This is a genomic window from Pseudomonas sp. D47 (genome assembly GCF_045447305.1).
Taxonomy (GTDB): Bacteria; Pseudomonadota; Gammaproteobacteria; order Pseudomonadales; family Pseudomonadaceae; genus Aquipseudomonas.
Genome location: NZ_JBJGXU010000004.1, coordinates 23,504 through 46,399, shown reverse-complemented (window position 1 = coordinate 46,399; position 22,896 = coordinate 23,504). Strand labels below are relative to the sequence as shown.

Annotated in this window: 20 protein-coding genes; 7 read left to right on the top strand and 13 right to left on the bottom strand. The window is 60.2% G+C overall.

What is annotated here, in order from left to right; all coding sequences use genetic code 11:
• Positions 1–185: 185 nt before the first annotated feature.
• The 6 genes from ACI77I_RS05030 to ACI77I_RS05005 form a co-directional block, all read right to left on the bottom strand.
• The gene (locus tag ACI77I_RS05030; protein ID WP_094951120.1) at positions 186–968 is read right to left on the bottom strand and encodes a MetQ/NlpA family ABC transporter substrate-binding protein; all 783 of its coding nucleotides are present in this window, start codon (positions 966–968) and stop codon (positions 186–188) included.
• 124 nt (positions 969–1,092) lie between these two features.
• Positions 1,093–2,031 carry a sigma 54-interacting transcriptional regulator gene (locus ACI77I_RS05025; RefSeq protein WP_406997076.1) on the bottom strand — a complete coding sequence of 313 codons (939 nt, stop codon included), beginning with the start codon at positions 2,029–2,031 and terminating at the stop codon, positions 1,093–1,095.
• A gap of 49 nt (positions 2,032–2,080) precedes the next feature.
• Entirely contained in the window at positions 2,081–2,662 is a 582-nt protein-coding gene (locus ACI77I_RS05020; RefSeq protein ID WP_406997075.1) for an alpha/beta hydrolase, read from the bottom strand.
• A gap of 316 nt (positions 2,663–2,978) precedes the next feature.
• Positions 2,979–3,380 (bottom strand): biopolymer transporter ExbD, encoded by a 402-nt coding sequence (locus ACI77I_RS05015; RefSeq protein WP_010565408.1) that lies wholly within the window; start codon positions 3,378–3,380, stop codon positions 2,979–2,981.
• Between the two features lies 1 nt (position 3,381).
• Positions 3,382–4,104, bottom strand: a complete 723-nt coding sequence (locus ACI77I_RS05010; RefSeq protein ID WP_263275077.1) for a MotA/TolQ/ExbB proton channel family protein — start codon at positions 4,102–4,104, stop codon at positions 3,382–3,384.
• Between the two features lie 51 nt (positions 4,105–4,155).
• Positions 4,156–4,980, bottom strand: coding sequence for an energy transducer TonB (locus tag ACI77I_RS05005; protein WP_406997074.1), 825 nt, complete (start codon positions 4,978–4,980; stop codon positions 4,156–4,158).
• A gap of 691 nt (positions 4,981–5,671) precedes the next feature.
• Between ACI77I_RS05005 and ACI77I_RS05000 the strand changes: the two genes are divergently transcribed.
• A complete protein-coding gene (locus ACI77I_RS05000) occupies positions 5,672–6,439 on the top strand; it encodes a hypothetical protein (RefSeq protein ID WP_406997073.1) in 768 nt (255 codons plus the stop codon).
• A gap of 99 nt (positions 6,440–6,538) precedes the next feature.
• Positions 6,539–7,738, top strand: coding sequence for a CynX/NimT family MFS transporter (locus ACI77I_RS04995; RefSeq protein ID WP_242153876.1), 1,200 nt, complete (start codon positions 6,539–6,541; stop codon positions 7,736–7,738).
• On the opposite strand, the gene ACI77I_RS04990 is transcribed toward ACI77I_RS04995, so the two are convergent.
• Positions 7,709–10,045: a TonB-dependent receptor gene (locus ACI77I_RS04990; RefSeq protein ID WP_406997072.1), complete on the bottom strand. Its 2,337-nt coding sequence runs from the start codon at positions 10,043–10,045 to the stop codon at positions 7,709–7,711. The genes ACI77I_RS04995 and ACI77I_RS04990 overlap by 30 nt on opposite strands.
• A 155-nt stretch (positions 10,046–10,200) precedes the next feature.
• On the opposite strand from ACI77I_RS04990, the gene ACI77I_RS04985 reads away from it, so the two are divergent.
• Positions 10,201–11,145, top strand: a complete 945-nt coding sequence (locus ACI77I_RS04985) for a LysR family transcriptional regulator (RefSeq protein ID WP_406997071.1) — start codon at positions 10,201–10,203, stop codon at positions 11,143–11,145.
• A 136-nt stretch (positions 11,146–11,281) separates the two neighbouring features.
• A complete protein-coding gene (locus ACI77I_RS04980; protein ID WP_406997070.1) occupies positions 11,282–12,889 on the top strand; it encodes an alkaline phosphatase family protein in 1,608 nt (535 codons plus the stop codon).
• Between the two features lie 76 nt (positions 12,890–12,965).
• Here the strand turns inward: ACI77I_RS04980 and ACI77I_RS04975 are convergent, their stop codons facing one another.
• Entirely contained in the window at positions 12,966–13,871 is a 906-nt protein-coding gene (locus tag ACI77I_RS04975) for a TauD/TfdA family dioxygenase (RefSeq protein WP_242153871.1), read from the bottom strand.
• Positions 13,872–14,052: 181 nt separating this feature from the next.
• Between ACI77I_RS04975 and ACI77I_RS04970 the strand changes: the two genes are divergently transcribed.
• Entirely contained in the window at positions 14,053–14,973 is a 921-nt protein-coding gene (locus tag ACI77I_RS04970) for a LysR family transcriptional regulator (protein ID WP_094951110.1), read from the top strand.
• Between the two features lie 104 nt (positions 14,974–15,077).
• On the opposite strand, the gene ACI77I_RS04965 is transcribed toward ACI77I_RS04970, so the two are convergent.
• Positions 15,078–16,079 (bottom strand): ABC transporter substrate-binding protein, encoded by a 1,002-nt coding sequence (locus ACI77I_RS04965; protein WP_263274312.1) that lies wholly within the window; start codon positions 16,077–16,079, stop codon positions 15,078–15,080.
• Between the two features lie 288 nt (positions 16,080–16,367).
• Between ACI77I_RS04965 and ACI77I_RS04960 the strand changes: the two genes are divergently transcribed.
• Together ACI77I_RS04960 and ACI77I_RS04955 are read left to right on the top strand one after the other, a co-directional pair.
• Positions 16,368–17,966, top strand: a complete 1,599-nt coding sequence (locus tag ACI77I_RS04960) for an ABC transporter permease (RefSeq protein ID WP_406997069.1) — start codon at positions 16,368–16,370, stop codon at positions 17,964–17,966.
• Positions 17,963–18,778: an ABC transporter ATP-binding protein gene (locus ACI77I_RS04955; RefSeq protein ID WP_406997068.1), complete on the top strand. Its 816-nt coding sequence runs from the start codon at positions 17,963–17,965 to the stop codon at positions 18,776–18,778. The genes ACI77I_RS04960 and ACI77I_RS04955 overlap by 4 nt, the downstream gene beginning before the upstream one ends.
• A gap of 183 nt (positions 18,779–18,961) precedes the next feature.
• Here ACI77I_RS04955 and gorA read toward each other — a convergent pair whose 3' ends face one another.
• The 4 genes from gorA to ACI77I_RS04935 form a co-directional block, all read right to left on the bottom strand.
• Complete coding sequence (gene gorA, locus ACI77I_RS04950; protein ID WP_406997067.1) at positions 18,962–20,320, bottom strand: glutathione-disulfide reductase; 1,359 nt, start codon at positions 20,318–20,320, stop codon at positions 18,962–18,964.
• An 83-nt stretch (positions 20,321–20,403) separates the two neighbouring features.
• On the bottom strand, positions 20,404–21,096 hold the full coding sequence (locus ACI77I_RS04945; protein WP_242153859.1) for a cytochrome P460 family protein: 693 nt from the start codon (positions 21,094–21,096) through the stop codon (positions 20,404–20,406).
• A gap of 148 nt (positions 21,097–21,244) precedes the next feature.
• Positions 21,245–21,748, bottom strand: coding sequence for a YkgB family protein (locus ACI77I_RS04940; RefSeq protein ID WP_094951104.1), 504 nt, complete (start codon positions 21,746–21,748; stop codon positions 21,245–21,247).
• Positions 21,749–21,970: 222 nt separating this feature from the next.
• Positions 21,971–22,834 carry a hypothetical protein gene (locus ACI77I_RS04935; protein ID WP_406997066.1) on the bottom strand — a complete coding sequence of 288 codons (864 nt, stop codon included), beginning with the start codon at positions 22,832–22,834 and terminating at the stop codon, positions 21,971–21,973.
• Positions 22,835–22,896 lie beyond the last annotated feature (62 nt).

The window sequence follows — 22,896 nt, the reverse complement described above, 5'->3', positions numbered from 1 at the left end:
CATAGCCCCTGATCATTCCCACGCTCTGCGTGGGAATGCTGCCCAGGACGCTCTGCGTCCGCTTCTAACATTGTGACGCGGAGCGTCACAGCAGGCACTCACACGCGGAGCGTGGGAACGATCAAAAAAACGCCGACGCTATGCAAGCCGTCGGCGTTGAAACCTTGAAGGGGGTTTTGTTTACATCAGAACGCAGGCACTACCGCGCCGCTGTACTTCTTCTCAATGAAGGCTTTGACTTCAGGGCTGGTCAGGGCCTTGGCCAGCTTCTGGATAGCGTCGCTGTTCTTGTTATCCGGGCGTGCCACCAGGAAGTTCACGTACGGCGACTTGGCGTCTTCGATGATCAGCGCGTCTTTGGCTGGGTTCAGGCCGGCTTCCAGGGCGTAGTTGGTATTGATCACGTCCAGGTCAACCTGGTCCAGCACGCGTGGCAGCAGGGCCGATTCCAACTCTTTGAATTTGAGGTTTTTCGGGTTGCTGGCGATGTCTTTCGTCGTGGACAGGGGATTAGTCGGGTCTTTGAGCGTAATCAGGCCGTTCTTTTGCAGCAGCAACAGGGCACGGCCATTGTTGGAGCCTTCGTTCGGAATGGCCACGGTGGCGCCATCTTTGAGTTCGGAAATATTCTTGATCTTCTTCGAGTAACCACCGATGGGCTCAACGTGCACACCGATGACCGTGACCAGGTTGGTGCCCTTGCCCTTGTTGAAGGTTTCCAGGTACGGCAGGGTTTGGAAGTAGTTAGCGTCCAAGCGTTTCTCGGCAACCTGTGTGTTGGGCTGTACATAGTCAGTGAAGACTTTGATCTCAAGGTCCACGCCTTCTTTGGCCAGGGTCGGTTTGACCAGCTCAAGGATCTCGGCGTGCGGGATCGGGGTGGCGGCAACCACCAGTTTCTCGTTGGCCTGGGCGAAGCTTGCAGTCAGGGCAGCCGCCAGAGCGGTAAACAACAGAACCTTTTTCATGCAGTGTCCTTATCGAAATTCCGGGGCGTCTCTGACGACCGTTTTTATGGTGTGCCAGCGAAGTGCTATCGCGGCGTGGAATGGACAATACCTAGATTTTTTATTCCCGAACAATATCTTTTATTCACTTTGATATTCCATTTTGTTCATGTAGCTGCTGTTCATTTAGAAAGCTGAGCAGGGTCTGCTGCTCAGCCGGGCTGGCACTGGCGAAAATCTGCTGCACTTGCGCAAGCGGCGAACCCGCCGCCGGCAGATTCAGATGCTCGGGCAAAATTTCATCGCCACTGCTGACCAGCAACGCAAAGTGAATAACGTTTTCCAGCTCGCGGGTATTGCCCGGCCAGCTGTGGTGCTCCAGCACGCGCTGGGCGGCGTCGCTGATCAGCGGCACCGGCAGGTCCAGGCGCTGGCTGTAGATGCCCAGGAAGTATTCCGCCAGGGGCAGGATGTCGCCGACGCGCTCGCGCAACGCCGGCAAGTCCAGCCGGCCTTCGCTCAAGTAGTGGAACAGGCGCTCATGAAACTTTCCCGCCGCCACGGCCTGGGCCAGGTCGATGCTGGTAGCGGCGACTAAGCGCACATCCACCGGGCTTGGCTGGTGGGCGCCGACGCGGGTGACTTCGTGATTTTCCAGGGCGGCGAGCAATTTCACCTGGATCGGCAGCGGCAAGTCGCCGATCTCATCCAGGTACAAAGTGCCGCCGTTGGCCGAGCCAAACCAGCCGGCGCGGCTGCTGGCCGCACCGCTGTGGCTGCCTGCGGCGTAGCCAAACAGTTCGGCGTCGGCGTAAGTAGGGCTGATCGCGCCGCAATTGACCGAGACAAACAGCCCGCTGCGGTCGCTGCCACGGTGGATATGCCGCGCCAGCAGCTCTTTACCGCTACCGGTCTCGCCGCGAATCAACACGGGCAAGGCGCGCGTCGCCAGGCTTTCCAGGTCTTCACGCAGTTGGCGCGAGCGCGGGTCGACAAACACCAGTGCTTTGGCACGGATGCTCAGCGGGCTCTTTTCGGCGTCGGGGAAGGTCAGCAGTGGCTGACCGAAGGTTTCATGACTCATGGCAGGCTCCCGCCCCAAATCCACTCAGGGACGGGGCGTTGAAAAGAATTTAGGCACTGCGCCGGGCGTGATGCTCGAGGCGGTTTTGCAGGCGATAGAGGTAGGCGAAACCCTGCTCCCAGCGCTGGTGGCCGGACTTCACATTGATATGCCCGGCACCGGACAAAATCCCGGCCTCCGCGCCCCAATTGCGCGCCAGTTCCAGAGCCCGAGGGGCGCTGACGGCGCTGTCGTTATCGGAGCTGACCACTTGGCTGGGAAACGGCAGCAGGTCGCTGGGTATCGGCGCAAAGTTGCGCAGGGCCGGTAAACAGGCAGGGCGCTCGACATCCGCCGGCGCCACCAGCAAGGCGCCGCGCACTTGACGCAAAAAATGCACAGGAGCGGTGGCCGCCCAATGGGCGACGGTGATGCAACCCAGGCTATGGGCGATCAGGATGACGGGGGTGCTGTCGGCGGCGATGGCCTCGGCCAGTGCAGCCACCCAGTCTTCGCGTCGCGGCGTCAGCCAATCGGCCTGCTCCACCCGCGCGCTGTTGGGCAGGCTGTTCTGCCAATGACTTTGCCAATGATCTTCTGGCGATCCTTGCCAGCCCGGCACGATCAGATAACGAATCGACTCGCTGTGCATGGGTGTGCCCTCCTGCAGCGTTTAACGTTGCTGACCAGTATAGGGACGAGGGTTATATTCGTTAAGGAATAAGAAGCTATTTATTAATAACCAAAACATCAAAACCACTGACATTCAAAATGTGGGGGCTGGCTTGCCTGCGATAGCGATCTTTCAGCGACAGAGATGTTGGCTGATAAACCGCTATCGCAGGCAAGCCAGCTCCCACATTGACCGGGTTACACATTGGAAATTGGGATACCAGGTAAATCCCAGGCAAAAAAAAGGCCGCACCCTGCCAAGGAAAACGGCCAAAAACTTGTCGAGGCTTTTGAAACTAACGAGCAGTAATCACCGACAGCTTGGTAATGCCCGCACGCTCGATAGACGCCATGGCTCGCGCCACTTCGCCATAGTTAACGCCATCGTCAGCCTGCAGTTGCACCCGCACATCGGGGTCCTTGGCCTTGGCCGCCTGCAGGTTGAACTCCAGCAGGTCCGGCTGGATTTCGTCCTTGTTGATAAACAGTTTGCCGGCGCCGTCGATGCTCACCACCAGCGGGTCCTTTTGCTCAACCGGCGCGACCGCTTCGGTCTTGGGCAGGTTGATCGGAATCGCGTTGGTCAGCAGCGGCGCGGTGACGATAAACACCACCAGCAGCACCAGCATCACGTCCACCAGCGGTGTGACGTTGATCTCGCTCAGCACCTCATCACTGTCTTGCGTGGAGAAGGCCATCTCAGGACGCCTCCTTCACTTTTTGCGGGTTGCCCGCCGCGTTTTTGGTCAGCGCAGGGTGCAGCAGCACGCGGAAGGAATTCTTCTGCGCCAGGCTGTAGAAGTCGTGGGCAAAGTCATCAAGGTCAGCCGCCGTCAGCTTCAGGCGACGCAGGAAGTAGTTGTAGACCAGCACCGCCGGTACCGCGACGGCGATACCTACGCCGGTGGCGACCAGCGCCGCACCAATCGGCCCGGCTACAGTTTCCAGGCTGGCGGAACCGGCGGCGCTGATGCCCTTCAGCGCTTCCATGATCCCCCACACGGTGCCGAACAGGCCGATAAACGGCGAGGTGCTGCCGATACTGGCGACCACGGCCAGGCCGGTTTCCAGGGAGCGGCGTTCACGCACGATCTGCTGGCGCAGGGCGCGTTCGAGGCGGTCCTGGTGGTTGATCGCCTGGCTCAAATCTGCAGCGTGTGGCGCGTCACCGACCTGGATCGCGGCATAACCGGCCTGGGCCACACGGGCTGCGGCGCCGGGTTGGGTTTCGGCCAGTTCAGCGGCAGAGTCGAGACTCGACGCCGCCCAAAACTGTTTGTGGAATTTGCGATCCTGGGCCTTGAGGCGACCGAACTGCAGGCCCTTGAGCAAGGCGAAGCCCCAGGTGGCGACCGAAAAGGCCACCAGCAGCCAGATCACCGTGCTTTCGATGGATTCAAGTGGAGATGCTAATGCCATGATGTTTTCCCTCTGTGCAGGTCGCGGCGTGTCCAACACACCGCTGCCGAATAGTTAGTGAATCTTGAAATCGATCGGAACGCTGACCCAGCCGTCCTGGGCCACATCGCCCTGCTTGGCCGGCACGAAGCTCCAACGCTTCACGGCGGTCAGTGCGGCGTCATCGAGTTGCTGGCGGCCGCTGCTTTTCTGGATCTGGATCTCACCCGGCTTGCCGCTGGCCAACACATGCACCCGCAACAACACCGTGCCTTCCCAACCGCGGCGCTGGGCCAGTGACGGGTACTCAGGCGCCGGGTTCTTCAGGTACGCGGCGTTGGCCGAGGCCGGTGTAACCGGTGCCGGCGACGGCGGTGCGGCGGGCGCGGGCGGTGCAGGTGGCGCTGGCTTCGGTGGCGCGGGTGGCTGCTCGACCGGTTTCGGTGCGGGCTTGGGCTCAGGCTTCGGTACCGGCTTGGGTTTAGGTTTTGGAATCGGTTTTGGCGGCGCCGGTTTGGCGGCCAATTCATCCACAACCGGCGGCGGTGGCTCGACCACGGGCGGTGGTGGCGGTGGGGGCGGAACAAGCGGGGGCGGTTCAACCACCGGCGGCGCCGGCTGGGAAAATTCGATGGTCATCGGCGGGATTTCCGGCGGCACAATCGGCAGCACCGGCGTGGGCTTCTGGCTCACCCAATAGATCACCGCGCCGTGCAAGGCCAACACCAGCAAGCCCAGCAGAAGCCCTTCACGACGGCTCGAGAAGCGCTTCGGGGTCTTCTGCAAACGCAACTGCACTAGTGGTGCGCGGTGCGGCCGGCCAAGGTCGACCAACTCACCACCCGGTGCCTGGCGCCACTGCGCCTCTGGTGCACTGGCGGCGGTCTGGACATTGCCCATTGATTCACTCCCTACGGTTTTGAAACAAAAAAACCGACAGGCCTGCCAAAGCGGCCGTCGAGGGCTGAATCATCGGGGCCAGACGCTTATCTCTTAAAGTAATCTTTAAAGTTATACATAGATCTAAATTGAATAAACGAAACATCCTGATATGCCAAAGCCACGACCGGCGCGGCCTGTGGTGAAGGGGTTGTTTTTCAATGCTTTTCAGGCATGAAAAATATTCATCGAAGGCATGGTTTTGCCCGCGATTGCCAGTGTGCGCAGCGTTCGCTCCGAAGGGCGTCAGCCCCGTCTTCGGCCTACTGGCGAAGGGTATTTATTCGCACACTCGCCTGGAACCCAAACCCGCCATGAACCACCAAGGGTTCAACACGGCGAGCTTGAGAGCACGTCGATACACATTCGATAACGCGCGCGAAAGGCTCCCTGGTGCTGGGAGATCGCTCTTAATTGGAAAACCCCATGAACATCGGCTCCCAACTCAGAAACCTGTTCGCTAGTTACTCGCCCCACGCTCCCCAGCCAGGCACGCAGGATTCCTGCCCCGAACGTGCCACGCGCCCAACAGGGATCTCAGATTAACTTTGGTAGCGATAATAGCCCGGCACCCAACTCAGCCTTCAGTGCAGCGAATGCTGGGAACACGAACCCGGCCTCGCCGGAAGCCTGGGACCTAATCAGCTCTTTTATGAGCAAACTCGCGGCAATTTTGAGTGGTTCGGATCAGAACAACGCTCAGCCGCGGGCGCAGACCTCAAACGCCAACAACCCGGGCTCCAGCCCTAATGCCATTAACTACGATAACTCGGCGAAGCGTGCGAGTGGGGCAGGCCAGAGCAATGCACAGCAAGGCGGGCAGGCTTCATACAGCGGCCAAGCGGGTGACGTGCCCAAAAAACGTGGCCCCTATAGCGAGACGGAACTTGTGGATGGATTTCGACAAGAAGGGGGCACGGAGAATTGTGTAACCGTCGGTGCGATAAAGGCAGCCATGCAAAAAGAGGGTGGCCCCAAAGAAGTATACGAATCGGTAGAAGAAAGCGGCGACGGCTTTGACGTCAAAATGAAAGACTCTGACAAAATCTACCATGTGAGCAAAGCAGAACTCGATGAAGCCGCCCAGAAATCAGGGTTCAAAGGCGATAACAAAGAGATGCTCAAAGATGCCAACTTCATGTATGCGGTCAGCGCCAAGCGGGAACAGGAGGAAAACGGTGGCAGTTTCGGCGATGCCTTGGGCGCTCTGAACCACTCTCAACCTGCCATAAACGGCTTTAAGCGCCTGGGCCTGCAAAACCATGTCGAGCAGGCGACTGCACGGGAGCTGGCCAATGGCGCGGCCGGGGTCATAGCCCAAAACGACCACGTTGCCGCAGTGCTCAATGGCAAAGTAGAAGACTACGGCACGTTGGGGCGCACGCCGGACGCAGGGGTTTTCGCCTTGAAGTTGGTTTAAGCGCCCTAGGACACACCCTGCCAGGCTTAGATTTAAATTCAAAATACCTCGACGGCTCCGCATACTGCATGCCTCTTTTGCGCACCCGAGAGGTCATGCATGCCGCTTAACCCATCACTCATGGGCAAACTCGCCGGCTGGGGCCTGCTGGTGGTCCTGGGCCTCAACCTGCGGCCGATCCTCAGTTCCATCAGCCCGTTGCTTGGCGAGATTCGCCAGGCCACCGGCCTGAGCTTTCAGAGCAGCGCCTTGCTCACCAGCCTGCCCGTGGTGTGCATGGGCCTGGTGGCGCTGGTCGGCGTGCGTGTGGAAGCGCGGCTGGGCGAACGGCGCGGCATCGCCCTGGGCTTGATGATGATTCTGCTGGCGTGCCTAGTACGCTGGCTGATGGGCCAGGCCTCGGCGCTGCTGGTCACCGCCTTGCTCGGCGGCGCCGGTGTGGCGCTGATCCAGGCGTTGGTGCCGGCGATGATCAAGCGTGAATTCCATCACCGTGTGCCGGTGGCGATGGGCGTGTACTCGGCGTCGTTGATGGCCGGTGGTGGGTTGGCGGCGCTGCTCAGCCCGGTGGTGGCCACGCACTTTCAGCAATGGCAGGCGGGGTTGGGCGTGTGGCTATTGCCGGCGCTGGGGGCATTGTTGCTGTGGGCGTGGCTGCCGTTGGGTGCGCCGAGAAAGCTGCAGGCAGCACCCGCGTTCAAAGGCCTGCGCAATCGCCGCGCCTGGCTGTTGGCGTTGTATTTCGGTTTGGTCAACTGCGGCTACATGAGCATGGTGGCGTGGCTGCCTGCGTACTATCAGCAGCTGGGCTGGGCCGTATTGCCGAGTGGTTCGCTGTTGGCGTTCATGACCATCTTCCAGGTGATCGCCGCGCTGTTGATGCCGGTGTTGGCGCAGCGCGGTATCGACCGCCGCCCACTGCTCAGCATCAGCCTGTTGGCGCAGACCATCGGCTACCTCGGCCTGATCCTCGCGCCGCTGGAGTATCCGCACGTGTGGGTGGCGCTATGCGGCTTCGGCCTGGGCGCGTGTTTCGCCCTGAGCTTGCTGCTGACCCTCGACCACCACCGCGACCCACGCCAAGCCGGGCAACTGGCGGCCTTCGTGCAAGGCGTGGGCTTTTTGATCAACGCGGTTTCGCCGTGGCTGACCGGCTGGCTGCGCGAACTCACCGGCAATTTCGTCAGCGCCTGGGTGGTGCTGACGGTCACGGTGGTGGCGATGCTGCTGGTGACGCGAGTGTTCAGCCCGGCCACCTACCGCACCGGCTCAGAAGTCGTAGCGCCCGGTCACGCCTAGCGTACGCGGGGTGCCCAGCAGGCCTTCGTAGCCGCCGTTACCGCCGGTCCACAGGGTGGTGTAGTAGGTTTTGTCGAAGGCATTTTTCAGCCACAACGACACATCCCACTGCCCTTGCTGGTAGTTGCCGCGCAGGCCGGTGGAGAGGTTGACCACCGCGTAGGCAGGGATCTGCCCGTAGTCGGAATCCTCCACGGTGCCCACCGCTTTGGAGCGGAACGCATAGCTGGCGGTGACGTAAGGTTCGAAGCCGTTAGCCAGGTTCCACTTGTATTCGCCGTTGGCGTTGGCGATCCATTTGGACGCGCCAACCACCTGGTGCCCGGTCAGGTCGCAGGACGCCGGTGCACCGGGGCGCAGGCTGATTTCCGGCGGGCACGGCGCATCTTTGTAAGACAGGTAACTCACATCGTTGAACGAGCCGTTGAGGTTCAGCGTCAGGCCCTTGATCGGCACCAGCGTGCTTTCCACTTCAACCCCGCGCGAGCGCACGGAGCCGGCATTGGTCAGGTACTGCACCCGGTTGTCCTGGTCGTAGGCGTTGGTCTGGTAGCCGTTGACCTGGGTCCAGAACAGGTTGGCGTTGAGCTGCAGGCGGCGGTCCCACAGCGTGCTCTTGAAGCCCAGTTCGGCGTTGTTGGCGCGCTCGGTGCCGATCAGCAAGGAATCGGCCCCGGCCGTCGGCGCGGAACCCACGGCCAGGTTGACCCCACCAGACTTCTCGCCGTGGGACAGCGTTGCGTAGCCGAGCAGGTTTTCGTTGAAGTGATACGTGAGGTTGAGCAGCCCTGACGGCGTGGCGCTGTACTGGCTGAGGTCGCCCGAGTCATACACCCCGGCACGCCCACGCCGCGCGGTGGCTGCCGCGCCGGTCACCGCAGCGCCACCCACTGGCGCGTTACGCGTGACCCAGGCGCTTTTCTCTTCATAGGTGCCGCGCAGGCCGGCGGTGAAATCCAGGCGCTCGGTCAGGTGCCAGGTGCCTTGGGCGAACAGCGCAAAACTGTCGGTGCGGATATGCCCGTTGCCGACGCTGCTCACATTGTTCAACGCACCGGTCGGCGTGCCATTCCAAATATCGGCCTTGGGCCCGTAGTAGGCGAAGGATTTGTTATCCAGCGAATTGCCGAAGTAGTAGGCGCCCAGCACATAGTCGAAGAAGCCGCCGGTGGGTGAGGCCAGGCGGAACTCCTGGGACCACTGTTTATCCTCCACCGACACGCCAGCGTTGTACGAGGCCGGGACGTTGAGCCCATCGTCGTTGCGCGGGGTGAAATTCCACCAGCGATAGGAACTGACCGAGGTCAGGGTGAAGTCACTCGGCAGGGTCCAATTGGCCTCCACCGATGTGCCGCCCTGGAACACCGTGACGTGCTGGTCGTTGTCCAGGTTGACCTTGCGGTGGGTGCCATTCACCAGGGTCGCCCCCGCCGCCGCTGCCCGGGCTTGATACAGGTTGGTGCCATTGATCGTCGGCCCGGTGCTATACAGCACGCGCGTGCCAGCGCTGGAATCTTCCTCGTTGTAGTCACCGATCCAGCGCAGGTTGAATGTCTCGCTGGGCTTGTACAGCAATTGCCCGCGAAAGCCCTGGCGTGAACCGCCATTAAGATCATGGCCGTTGTATTCGTTCTTGATGTCGCCGTCGCTGCGCGTGCGATAAGCCGAGAAACGCCCGGCCAAATCATCGGTGAGCGGGCCGGAAATGGTGCCCTTGGTCTGGAAATAACCGTCCTCGCCCAACGAGGTTTCGATGCTGCGCTCCGGGGTAAAACTCGGCGCGCGGGTGCTGATGTTGATCACGCCAGCGGTGGTGTTTTTGCCGAACAGCGTGCCCTGCGGGCCACGCAACACTTCAAGCTGCTCAATGTCCATCAAGTCGAACACCGCCATGCCCGGTCGCCCGAGGTACACGTTGTCGATGTACAGCCCCACGCTGCCCTCTAGGCCGTCGCTGGCCGGGTTGTTGCCCAGCCCACGGATCGACACGCTGGACTGACGCGCATGCATATAGGCGACGTTGACGCTGGGCACCAATTGCTGCAAATCCTGAATCCGATACACCCGTTGGCTCTCCAGCGCCTGGCCGCCGATCACGCTCATGGGCGTGGGCACCTCCTGAGCACTTTCGGTACGCCGCCGGGCGGTCACGGTGACTGTTTCAAGCCGACCGCTGGCGCTTTCAAGCTGGCCGCTGGCGTTTTCGCCCTTGCTGGCAGGTGCGGGAGGTTCGGCCGCCTGAGTGGGCGACCAACTGGTGCTGCCGGCCACCAACATGGCCAGGGGCAAGGACTTCAACAGACTCATAAGCGGCTCCGAAACCCAGGAATATCCAACACCAGATATTCCATTAGGTTATTTATTTATGTTTTTACGAACATTTACTGCATAAGAGATAGCCTTTATAAGGAGTCGACCTAATGCATAGCCAATGCATTTCCCGGATATTTTTGATGTGAAAAATGCATATCGATTTGCGCCAGCTTCGCCACTTCATCGCCCTCGCTGAACAACGCAGTTTTGTCGCGGCTGCGTTGGCCGTGAACCTCTCGCAATCGGCGTTCAGTCGCAGTATCCAGGCGCTGGAACACAGTGCCGGTTGCCTGTTGGTGGACCGCGGCCGCAAGGACCTCGCGCCAACCAAACAAGGCCAGGTATTGCTGGAACATGCGCGGCGGCTGGTCAGCGGCGCCCAACAACTGGCCAACGAGATCAGCCAGTTCAATGGCCTGGAAGCCGGTGAGCTGCGCTTCGGTTGCGGCCCGGCCCCGGCGGGCGGGTTGATCCCGCGTGCCATCGGCAGTTTTATCGGGCGTTACCCCAAGGCCCGCGTGCAGTTCCAGGTGGATGACTGGCAAAACCTGAGCAAACGCCTGCTCAGCGAAGAGTTCGAATTCTTCGTCGCCGACACCCGCCACTTCGAAGCCAACCCGGACTATCACACCTACCGCCTGCGCGCGCGGCGTTGGTATTTCTGCTGCCGCGCCGGGCACCCGTTAGCGGCGCGCGACAGCGTAAGCGCCGCCGAGCTGATGAGTTATCCGCTGGCCGTGACCATCCGCCCACCGAACTTGCGCAAGGTCATCGTCGACCTCAGCGGCCGACCGGATTACCTGCCCAATGTGGAATGCGAAAACGGCTACAGCCTGATGGGGGTGGTGCTGCGCTCGGACGCCATCGGCATCGTCAGCGCCAACAGCGATGTGCTGCACATGGCCCGGGGCGAGTTGGTGTGTTTGAAGATTGATGGGCTGGCTGAAGACTTGGAGGAGCGTTACACCCGCTATGGCATCGTCAGTCGCACGGGGTATCGGTTGTCGCCGTTGGCGCAGGCGATGATTGAGCAGATCAAGCAGATGGATGAGTTGGATGAGGAGGTGTGTGCGCTGGAAAATGTCGCTGTCTGAAAGGGCGCTATCGCAGGCAAGCCAGCGCCCCCATTTGAAATGCATTCATTGCATATAACCCAGTCCTCAAATGCACTTGCCAGTGCCCCATCCGAACAGCGAAAACCGTCATCTTTCTTCTGTTCGGTGAAGCCCCATGTCTCAACCAAAACCCGTGCGCAATGTGCTCTACATCATGTGCGACCAACTGCGTCGCGATTACCTGTCGTGCTACGGCCACGCGCATTTGCACACGCCCAATATCGACCGCCTGGCCGCGGCCGGCGTGCGCTTCAGCCGCGCCTATACCCAAGGCACCATTTGCGGGCCATCGCGGATGTCGGCGTACACCGGGCGCTATGTCAGCAGCCATCAGGTGGCGTGGAACGCGGTGCCGCTGCCGCTGGAAGAGCTGACGATTGGCGACTACTTGCGCCCCCATGGCATCCGCACTGCGCTGGTGGGCAAGACCCACGCCACGCCGAATCTGGAGGCCTTGCAGCGCCTGAATATCGACCCCGACAGCAAGCAGGCCGAGCCGCTGAATGAGGTCGGCTTCGACGCCTATTTCCGTCACGACGGCATCTACCCCGACAGCCCGCTGTTCGACGACAAACGCGAGTCCGCGCCTTACACCCATTACCTGCGCGCGAAAGGCTACGACGGCACCAACCCGTGGCATGAATGGGCCAACGCCGCCGAGGGCGAAGGCGGTGAAGTACTCAGCGGCTGGCACATGCGCAATGCCGGGCTGCCCGCACGGGTGGCCGAGGAGCATTCGGAAACCGTCTACACCACCGATCGCGCCATCGACTTTATCCGCGAGCAGGCCGAGCAGCCGTGGTGCCTGCACCTGTCCTATATCAAGCCGCACTGGCCCTATATCGCCCCGGCGCCGTACCACGCGTTGTATGGCGCCGAGCATATCCAGGCGCCGATTCAGCCTGACCACACGAGCGATCACCCGGTGTACCAGGCATTTCGTCAGCATCAGGAGAGCCTGAATCTCTCCCGTGATGAGGTACGGCTCACGGTGATTCCGACCTACATGGGCCTGATCAAACAGATCGACGATCAACTCGGGCGGCTGTTCGACTTTCTGCAAAGCAACGGCCGTTGGGACGACACGTTGATCGTGTTCACCAGCGACCACGGCGACTTCCTCGGCGATCATTTCCTCGGTGAAAAAGAATTTTTGCTGGAGCCTGCGGTGGGTGTCCCGCTGATCGTTCGCGACCCGCGCGCCAGTGCCGACATCAGCCGTGGCTCGGTGGACGAACGCCTGGTGGAAACCATCGACGCCCTGCCCACCTTCCTCGACGCCCTGGGCCTGCCCAACGCCGACCATCGCCTCGAAGGCCGCTCGCTGATCCCACTGCTGCACGGCGCGCCCCTCACCTGGCGCACCTACGCCATCGCCGAATACGACTACGCCTTCCAGGCCCCGGCCCGCGAGCGCCTGGCGCAGCCGATCGACCGTTGCCGCATGACCATGGTGCGCAGCGAGCGCTGGAAATACCTGGCGTATGACGGGTTTCGTCCACAGCTGTTTGACTTGGAAAATGATCCACAGGAGTTGCACGACCTGGGCGCCGACCCGGCCTATGCGGCGGTGCGCGAGACGCACTTGGGGTATTTGTTCGAATGGCTGCGCGGGTTGAAACGGCGCACCACCATCAGCCACGCGGAGATTGATCAGCGTGGCCAATGGTTTCGGTATGGCGAGCCGGAGGCAGAGAAGGTCGTACAGATAGGCGTCTGGTAAACACCACAAATCAAATGTGGGAGCAGGCTTGCCTGCTCCCACACAAACCTGCTCCCACATTTGGAACTGTGTTCGCTTAGAGACCTTTGGTGGTCTGGCTACGCTGCCCTTGCACACCCACCGGCACATCGCCCTTGAGCGTCACCCGGCGCACGATGCGTTCCTGGGTGCCGTAGTCGTCCACTGCGTAATGCTGGGTGGCGCGGTTGTCCCAGATCGCCACGTCGCCGGTGTTCCAGCGCCAGCGCACGGTGTTTTCCAGGCGGGTGACGTGGCTTTGCAGCAGGTTGAACAGCTGCGTCGAGTCCGCCTGGGAGTAGCCTTTGAGGCGCTTGACGAAGTGCCCCAGCAGCAAGGTTTTTTCACCGCTGACCGGGTGCACGCGCACCACCGGGTGTTCGGTTTCGTACACCGTAGAGGTGAAGACCTTGCGGTATTCCTCAAGCTTTTCTACCGACACATCCGGCTTGCGCCCGGCGTAGTCGTATTCGTTGCTGTGCACCGCCCATAGGTTGTCGGCGAGTGCGCGCAGCTCCACGCTGAGGTCGTTGTAGGCGCTGGCGGTGTTGGCCCACACCGTGTCGCCACCGGCCTTGGGCGCCAGCACCGAACGCAGGATCGAGGCTTTTGGGTAGGCGTCGACGAAGGTCACGTCGGTGTGCCAGGAATTGGCGCGCTGGCCGCGCGTGCCGTCCAGTTCCAGCAGGAACCGCGTACCGTCACGCACCGGAACCGTCGGGTGGGCAATCGGCTCACCCAGCAAGTGGGCGAAGGCTTCCTGGCTCTGATCATCGAGGTGGGTCTGCTCGCGGAAGAAGATCACCTTGTACTGCACCAGCGCATGCTGGATGGCTGCGACGGTGGCGGCGTCCAGGTCACCGGACAATTTGATGCCACGGATCTCGGCGCCGATGCGGCCGGCGACCGGGTGGATGTCGAGTGCCTGGGCGACGGGTTGAACAGCTAATGCGGCGTTGCTCATTGTGATGACCCTCTTGTGCCTGCTGATGGTGGGATGCTTTCCAACAACGCTCTATTCATATGCATTTTAGATCTAGCAATTGAACAAATGCTTCGTTGACGGAATAAGAGCTTGCATTTAAAACCTCAGCTCCCATGGTCGCAAATGCCTTCGACCTATTTTTCAAATGCCGGGAAAGCATATGGATCTTCGCCAACTTCGGTACTTCATCGCCCTCAACGAACACCGCAGTTTCGTGCGTGCGGCGGACGCCATGGGCATCACCCAACCGGCGTTCAGCCGCAGCATTCAGGGGCTGGAACAGGAGTTCGGCTGCGTGCTGGTGGACCGCGGCAACAAGGATTTGCGCCCCACGCCCGAAGGCCAAGTGGTGCTGCAACACGCCCTGAGCCTGGTGCACGGCGCCGCCTTGCTGAGCAGCGAAGTCACGCGTATGACCAAGCTCGACGCCGGCGACCTGCGCTTCGGCACCGGCCCGGCGCCGGCGGTGAAACTGGTGCCGGATGCGGTGGCGCGCTTTATCGGCGCGCACCCAAAAATCCGCACCAGTTTCCAGGTAGATAACTGGGAAAAACTCAGCCGTGCCTTAAGCCGTGAAGAGATCGAATTTTTTATCGCCGACATCCGCCAGTTCGAGTCGGACCCGAACTTCCAGACCCGCGCACTGACGCCCAAGCGCGGGGTGTTTTTCTGCCGCCCAGGGCACCCGCTATTGGCCAAGGACAGCCTGTCGACCAACGACATGTTCGACTACCCGCTGGCCTCACCGCTGATCTCCCAGGGCATTCGCAAATTACTGGCGAACCTGAGCGGGCGCATGGATTTTTCGCCAAGCATTCAGACCGAACATTTCCCGGCATTGGTGAAAATCGTGCTGCAGTCCAACGCCATCGGCGTGGGCACTGAGGAAGCGTTTGCCGAGGACATCGCAAGGGGCTCACTGGTACTGCTGCACTGGCGCAACCTGCCGCAGAACATGGAGACCATGAGCGCGCGGTGTGGGATTGTCAGCCGCACGGGGTCGCGGTTGTCACCGGCAGCGAAAGCGATGATTGAGACGTTGGTGGAGGTCGACAGGCAAGAGGTGAGTGTGGCGGTTTGAGGGCCTCATCGCAGGCAAGCCAGCTCCCAAACTTTGAATGTAGGCACCGTTCAAAGGTGGGAGCTGGCTTGCCTGCGATAGCAATAGCCCAGACACCACCCGACTCAGAGCCCCGCCGCAGCCAAGTTTGGCGCCACCCAATCACTCACCTGAAACGACTTGCGAATCAGCCGCTCTTTGGACGCCAGATCCACCGCGTCCTGCAATTTGCCGAGGAACACCGGGTCCAGGGTCGAGGGGAAAATCTCGCTGAGTTTCTGGTCTTTCAAATCATTGGCCAGGATGACCGGCGGGTAACTGGCCCGCCCCGACACCAGGTCAATGTAGGCCTGCTTGTTGCTGTCATCCGTCAGCCACTGCACCGCTTGCTGCTGGGCCTTGAGCAACTTGGCCACAACCTCCGGGTGTTCGTCGACAAACTTGGCACTGCCCACCAGCACTGCCTGCACGCTGCCGGCGCCGCCGATGTCTTTGGTGGTCAGCGGGATCTCGGCCAGGCCCTTGGCTTGCAGCCCAGTGAGGCCGGAACCGCCCCAGGTAGCGTCAATCTGCTTGGCGGCCAGGGCGGCAATGGCTGCGCTGAAATCCAGGTTGATGACTTTGAGGTCCTTCTCACTCAGGCCCTGGCTGGCCAGCGCGGTGTCAAACGACAACTGGCTCGCCGTGCCACGGAACACCGCCACGCGCTTGCCCTTGAGGTCTTGCAAGGTCTTGATGCCAGAACCCGGCACCACGCCAAGGTAGTGCTTCACACCGCGCGCCGAGGCACTGAGCAGGCGAGTGTCCAGGCCATTGGAGCGGCCGATGATCGCCGCCAGATCGCCCAGGTAAGCCAGGTCCACCTGACCGTTGGCGAAAGCCTCGTTGATCACGGGGCCGGCACCCTTGAAGTAATTCCACTGGATCTTGATGCCCTGGTCGGCAAAGGCTTTTTCAAAGATCTGCTGACTTTGCAGCACGTCGGTCACTCCGCCGCCGCTGTGCTGGCTGCCCGCGCTGAGGTCGGGCACGGCAATGCGAATTTCCTTGAGGTCGGCAGCGTGCACCAGCCCGGCCAGGGCGGTGCCCGCGAACAGGCTGATCAGACGTTTGAAGGGCAGTTTCATAAGCGCAGCTCCTGGTGGGCGACGGTCGCCTGGGGAGCAGAAAGTAGGCACAGGCTGATCAAAACTTTAAATACTATAAATTCACAATTTAATAGCTTTTAGGACTATGCGAGCTAAAACGCAGGCTCCAGAGGGATATGCATAAACAGCATCGAAAATATTCTTCGAATGCATTGGATGCGTGCCGGGCGGAGGCTTTAAATGATTTTTCTTATCCCTCAATCATCTTGATTGCGTTTTTATAAGATCGAAATCACATAACGCACTCGGCGACAACGGAGGTCCTCCATGGCCCGAATTTCACTTCTGAGCCTACCTCTTGCGGCCCCCAGCCATGGCGCCGTAGCGCGCTGGCCGAAGCTGAACGAACGCCTGCTGCCATGGCTGCTACCACTGGGGCTGTTTGCGTTGTGGTGGCTGGCAAGCCGCAATCACTGGATGAGCGAGCAAATTCTGCCGCCGCCGTCGCTGGTGTGGAGCAGCGCGGTGGAACTGGCCGGCGGCGAGCTGTGGAGCCACTTGGCGATCAGCTTGCAGCGTTTGTTCTGGGGGCTGTTGGCGGGTGTGAGCGCCGGTGCGTTATTGGGCGCGCTGTTGGGTTTCAGCGCGCGGGCCGAGCGCTTGGTATTCCCGACGTTCAGCGCACTGTCGCAAGTGCCGACCCTGGCCTGGATCCCGCTGTTCATGGTGTTTTTCGGCATCGGCGAAACCCTGAAACTGGTGGTGCTGGTGAAGGCAATCGTGGTGCCCGTCACCCTGCATACCTTGGTCGGCGTGCGCGACGCCCAGCCCAACCTGCGTGAAGCCGCGCGCGTGCTGCGCCTGCCCACGCACCTGTTGATCCGCCGCCTGATCCTGCCCGCCGCGCTGCCGGCGTTCATGGCCGGTGTACGCCTGGCGCTGGCGGCCGGCTGGACGTCGCTGCTGGCGGTGGAGTTGCTGGCGTCGAGTGAAGGCATCGGCTACCTGATGGTCTGGGCGCGCCAGCTGTTCATGCTCGACATCGTCTTCGTGTGCATCGTGGTCATCGGCGTGTTAGGCGTGGTGATGGATCGCGGCATCGGCTGGCTGGATCGCAAGTGGGTGCACTGGCCGCACCCGGCCACCGCGCAGATTCGGCGCGGGCCGCGCTATGAAGGTTGGCAGCGCCTGCAACCGTGGCTGTTGCCGCTGCTATTGCTGACGCTGTGGCAGGTGGCGACGCAACAGGGTTGGGTTGACCCGAATATTCTGATCAGCCCATGGTCGGTGCTGCACACCGCAGCCGCCGGCGTGTTGGATGGCAGCTTGTCCGGCGCCTTGGGCAAAAGCCTGGGGCGCACGCTGGGCGGCTTGATCCTGGGTGGCGGCTTGGGCTTTGCCATGGGGTTGTGGCTGGGGCTGTCTTGGCGCAGTGAGCGGGTACTTGGCCCGACCTTGGCCGCGCTGCGCCAGATCGCGATTTTCGCCTGGGTGCCGTTGCTCACCGCGTGGTTCGGCCTGGGTGAATTAGCCAAGTCGGTGTTTATCGCACTGGCGGCGTTTTTCCCGCTGTTTATCGCCACGCAACGCAGCGTGCTCAACCTCTCGCCGCAGCTGCGTGAAGCGGCGCAAGTACTGCGCCTGAGCCTGTTCCAACGCCTGCGCCGCCTGGTGTTGCCGGGCGCGGCGGCGGGAATTTTCGCCGGCCTGCGCCTGAGCCTGATCTACGCCTGGCTGGGCACCATTGGCGCGGAATATTTCATGCCGTCCAACGGCGGCATCGGCAGCCTGATGATCGGCGCCCAACAGCTGCTGCGCATGGACGTGATCATGAGCGGCATGCTGCTGGTCGGCCTCACCGGCGCCACCCTCAATTTTATCGGCCAACGCATCGAAACCCGCGCCACCCGCTGGAGACACGCATGAACGCACCTATCGTCAGCTTCAACCATGTGGGCAAGTCCTTCGACGTCGACGGCTTCGAGTTGGAAGCCATTCGTGAATTCAACCTGGAGATTGCCGAAGGCGAATTCGTCGCGATTGTCGGCTCCAGCGGTTGCGGCAAATCCACCCTGCTGCGCCTGTTGGTAGGGCTCGACACGCAGTTTCGCGGCGAGATTCAGGTCGACGGCAAAGCCGTGAGCGGCATCGGCGGCGAGCGCGGCATCGTGTTCCAGGAGCACCGCCTGTTTCCCTGGCTGACCGTGGCGCAAAACATCGGCCTAGGGCTGGTCAACGAGCCGCTGAGCGAGGCCGAGCGCAACCGGCGCATCAGTGATTTTATCGAGCTGGTCGGCCTTACCGATTTCACCCGCGCCTACCCTCACCAACTGTCCGGCGGCATGGCGCAACGCGTGGCGATTGCCCGGGGCCTGGTGTCCAGCCCGCGCATTTTGCTGCTGGATGAGCCCTTCGGCGCCCTCGATGCGCTGACCCGCCAGCAGATGCAGGACGAGCTATTGGCGATCCGCGCGCGCGCCAAGATCACCACGGTGTTGGTGACCCACGATGTGGAGGAGGCGATTTTCCTCGCCGACCGCGTGGTGGTGATGGAGCCCCGGCCCGGGCGCATCAAGCAAGTCGTCGATATCGCCCTGCCTCACCCGCGCCAGCGCAGCAGTTTCGAGTTCCACCAACTGCGCGAAGAACTGCTGCATGAACTGATCAGCGATGACCACTACCAGCCGCCCGTGCGCGAACAGATTCGTGACCTGCCGCTGGCTTTTATTGCTTGCTGAAAGAGAACTGCCTTTTCGTTGTTGTAGAGGCCTAAAGGACTCAATTCGCGAACGCGACAGTGACCACGGCGCACCAAACTTACTGTCGCTTTCGGGGCCTGGTCAAATGCCTAAACCAGTATCGAGGCGTTGCGACTGGCGGGCGTTTTTGCACAGGCGCCAGAGGCAACTGCTGACAATTGATCAGCCTGACAAGGGCGTACGCAGGGTGACAAACTCTTCCGCCGCTGTTGGGTGCACTCCGATAGTTTCATCGAAATGCTGCTTGGTCGCGCCCGCCTTGAGCGCGATAGCCAGTCCCTGGATGACTTCACCCGCATCCGGACCCACCATGTGGCAACCGAGGACCTTGTTAGTGTCTGCATCGACCACCAGCTTCATCAGTGTGAGCTCCTGGCACTGAGTCAACCTCAGTTTCATCGGCTGGAAGCGGCTTTCGAAAATCTGCACCGTATGGCCGTCAGCCTTAGCCTGCTCTTCGCTCAAGCCAACGGTGCCTATGTTCGGCAGGCTGAACACTGCCGTCGGGATCATCGTGTAATCCACTGGACGATAATGCTCAGGCTTGAACAGGCGACGAGCCAACGCCGTGCCTTCCGCCAGCGCTACTGGCGTCAATTGCACACGCCCGGTCACATCGCCAATGGCCAGGATCGACGGCTCGGCCGTCTGGTACAGGTCGTCCACTTCAACGAAGCCACGCTCGTCCAGTTTGACGCCGGTGTTTTCCAACCCCAGGTTATCGAGCATCGGGCGTCGACCCGTGGCGTAAAATACACAATCGGCTTCCAGCACGCGGCCGTCTTTCAACGTAGCCCTGAGGCTACCGTCGGCCTGTTTGTCGATGCGTTCGATATCAGCATTGAACTGCAAGTCCATCCCACGTTTGGTCAGCTCCTCCTGCAAATGCCTGCGCACCGCGCCGTCAAAACCGCGCAGAAACAGATCGCCGCGATACAGCAGCGTCGTGTGTGCGCCAAGGCCATGGAAAATTCCGGCAAACTCCACCGCGATGTAACCCCCGCCCACCACCAGTACGCGCTTGGGCAACGTGTTGAGAAAGAAGGCTTCATTGGAGCCGATTGCATGCTCATGCCCCGGAATGTCCGGGATCTGCGGCCACCCACCGGTGGCGATCAAAATGTGTTTGGCAGTGAAGCGCTCACCGTTGATCTCGACTTGATGAGGGGAAACCAGGCGCGCATGCCCTTCATGCAGGGTCACGCCGCTGTTGACCAACAGGTTGCGATAAATGCCATTGAGGCGATTGATCTCGCGGTCTTTGTTGGCAATCAAGGTTGCCCAATCAAAGTTTGCCTCTCCCAGGGACCAGCCAAAACCACTAGCCTGCTCGAAGTCTTCTGCAAAGTGAGCGCCGTAGACCAATAACTTCTTCGGTACGCAGCCGACGTTGACACACGTCCCGCCCAGGTAGCGGCTTTCAGCCACAGCCACCTTGGCACCAAAGCCTGCGGAAAAACGCGCAGCCCTGACACCGCCAGAACCGGCACCCACTACATAAAGATCAAAATCGTAGGCCATCTCACCCTCCTCGGCAGGCTAGCTGCAGACTCATTTACATAGCAAAAATTGCTGCGCTGTTAGGCGACCAATCTTGGCCGTGACTACTCGGCGAAAGCGGCTTCTAGATTAAGTTTTGCCGCACCGCCTTCCCGTTGAAAGCCAGGCTGGTTCAACTTTACGGACCATACGTAGTCGTGTTTGGGACCCACGTTGTCGATGTGGCATTGGGCGCACTGGGCACGCGCTCGCGCTGGAGAAAATTGTTCATAGGGCGGCGCCTGATGCCCAAAACTGAAGTACGACCAACCGCCTGGCTCGTCGGGATAGCGTTTGCTGTCCTTGAGCATTAGGCTGAGCCCTGTTTGCCCGTGGGCAAAAATGACCTTACTGCTACCGAGGTTGCAAAGATAAGCTGGCGGACCATCGCAGTTCTTCGGATCAATACTCGTGATACTGAACTCCTTGACCATCAGAGAGCCTTCCGGCCATTTCCCTGTTTTCATGAAGGCGCGATAGGCATTTGGCTCAACATAGACGCTATGGAATTCGGGCGTCTTCGTTACGGTGCTGTCCAGGGGAGTTACAGTGATAGATTCCCACGCGGCATAGGCGTGCACCCACGAGCGGTAGCCTTTCGGGAGGGCCGCCTCACCGTCTTCGTTAAACACGAGCTTCACAGCTGGGAGAGGCTGTCCGACATCGTTGGATTGCTTCTCAATGGTTCCAGCCAGGGCATAGGTCCCCGCCAAGGCTACCGCCGCCATCATCAGCCCATAGGGCACTACTCGAGCCATACATCCTCCTAGAAACGCTGCCGGTGAGAACGTTCTCACTGCATCGTTCGTTTTCCTTCAAGGTAGAAATAATCGAAGTACTTGATCGTGAGTTCCGTTCTAATCGCTGGTCCACCTGTTGCTGTAGTGGACCAGTGACGGTTTTAGGCTAGAGCGCTGCATGCTCCCTATCAGTCTGTTTGGCGCGTGCCGTCAATTGTTGCGCCGCGTTCTTGAGCAGCACCAACGAGCCGGCCATCAACACCAGATCCTTGATCAGGAAAGAGGTGGCGCCGCCCATGGCGGGGAAACCTCCGGCCGAAGCCTCCCACCCACCCGGAGTGGTCAGGAGCAGACTGGCGGTTGTCAGATAAGTCACAGAGGAGGCCGCTGCGGCAATCAGTGTGACTCTCGATGACCATGCGCCTATGGCCAGACTCAGACCGATCGCCCATTCAGCTGTGCCTAGCGCATAACTTGCGCCCTGAATGCCAAACACACCGTACATCCAAGAAAGGAGGGGGCTGTTACTAATCAGCGGAATCAAAGCCTGGGCTTCGTAATCAAACCATTTTGTGTAGCCAAACATCAGAAATATCAAAACCAGCACCCAGCGCATGAACTCGACCTCAAACGGCTGACGAAGAAAACGGGAATACAGTGATGAGTGCATGGGGGTTTTTCCTTAATGACAATGAGAGTTACGGACGTAGAGTTAGATCAAAGCGATGCATTACAGTGTTTGTAATTTTTTTCGAAAAACGTAGGAGGTCACACTGACTTTCTGGCCAAACGGCAACGATTGAATCACGCCCAGCCCAATGTTCTGACATAGTTGATTAACACTAAACCACATGCCAGGAAGCTATCGCACGCAGCATGGCAACGAATCCAACTATGCGTTGCGCCTATGTTTTTTTTCGATGGCGTGTTTGGCAAAACAATCAACCTCCAGCAAGTAGCTTTTACCCAACAGCTTCCCCGCTCCATACCAAGGCATTCGGTTGAAACTCAGGTTCAGCCCGTCGTATCCGAACTCAAAAAGATAGCCATTGTTGCTGGTGAACTTGAAGTTGCTATCGGAATACTCAACCAACGAGTACTGGGCATTCTGCCCCTGCGCATAAAGGTCCTTGACCCGCTGCAAGTACAGCGGGGCGATGGCCACGAACTGTATTTTGGCCTGCTGAGTGTATTGCTCCAGCGTCAGGCCTGAGGTCTTCTCCAGTCGGGTGGCAATCAGCGCGAAAAAGTAAGCATCGGCTTTCGCGATGGCCAGTTGTATGCCCAGGAAATAGTTGAGTTTTTGCGGGTCGACGTTCAGCTTCTTCTTGCCCGAAACGGGCGCGGTGTTTGCCTCCACCATGAACTCGGACGTTTTTGGCAGCATCATCACTGAGGTGGCGATGTAGGCCGCACACGCGGTGATGCGCCGAGACAGATCCGAATCAACCAGTAACGACAGCGGGTGGCCTTGTTGAGGCACGCGACTCAGGTCAACGCCTTGTTGCAAAAGGTTCTGAGCCACCTGCTGCTGCGTGCTTTCGCCGCGTGCCAACGCACAGACCTGGCTCATCATCAATTCATTGCGCTGACCATCGGGCATTGGCACCAGCGACATGACAGCGCCTTGAATAATTGGCAGTGCCGGCAGCGCTACGCCTTGTTTACCTTGGGTGGCGACAGTATGAGAGCCGTTATCACAGCCGATAAGCAACACCACAGGGAGCAACCATCCAGACATCTTGAACAACGACATAGGGCATTAGCCTTGGGCAGTTATGGATAGCGCCAAGCTGCACGGGCGCAGCCTGGTCGTTC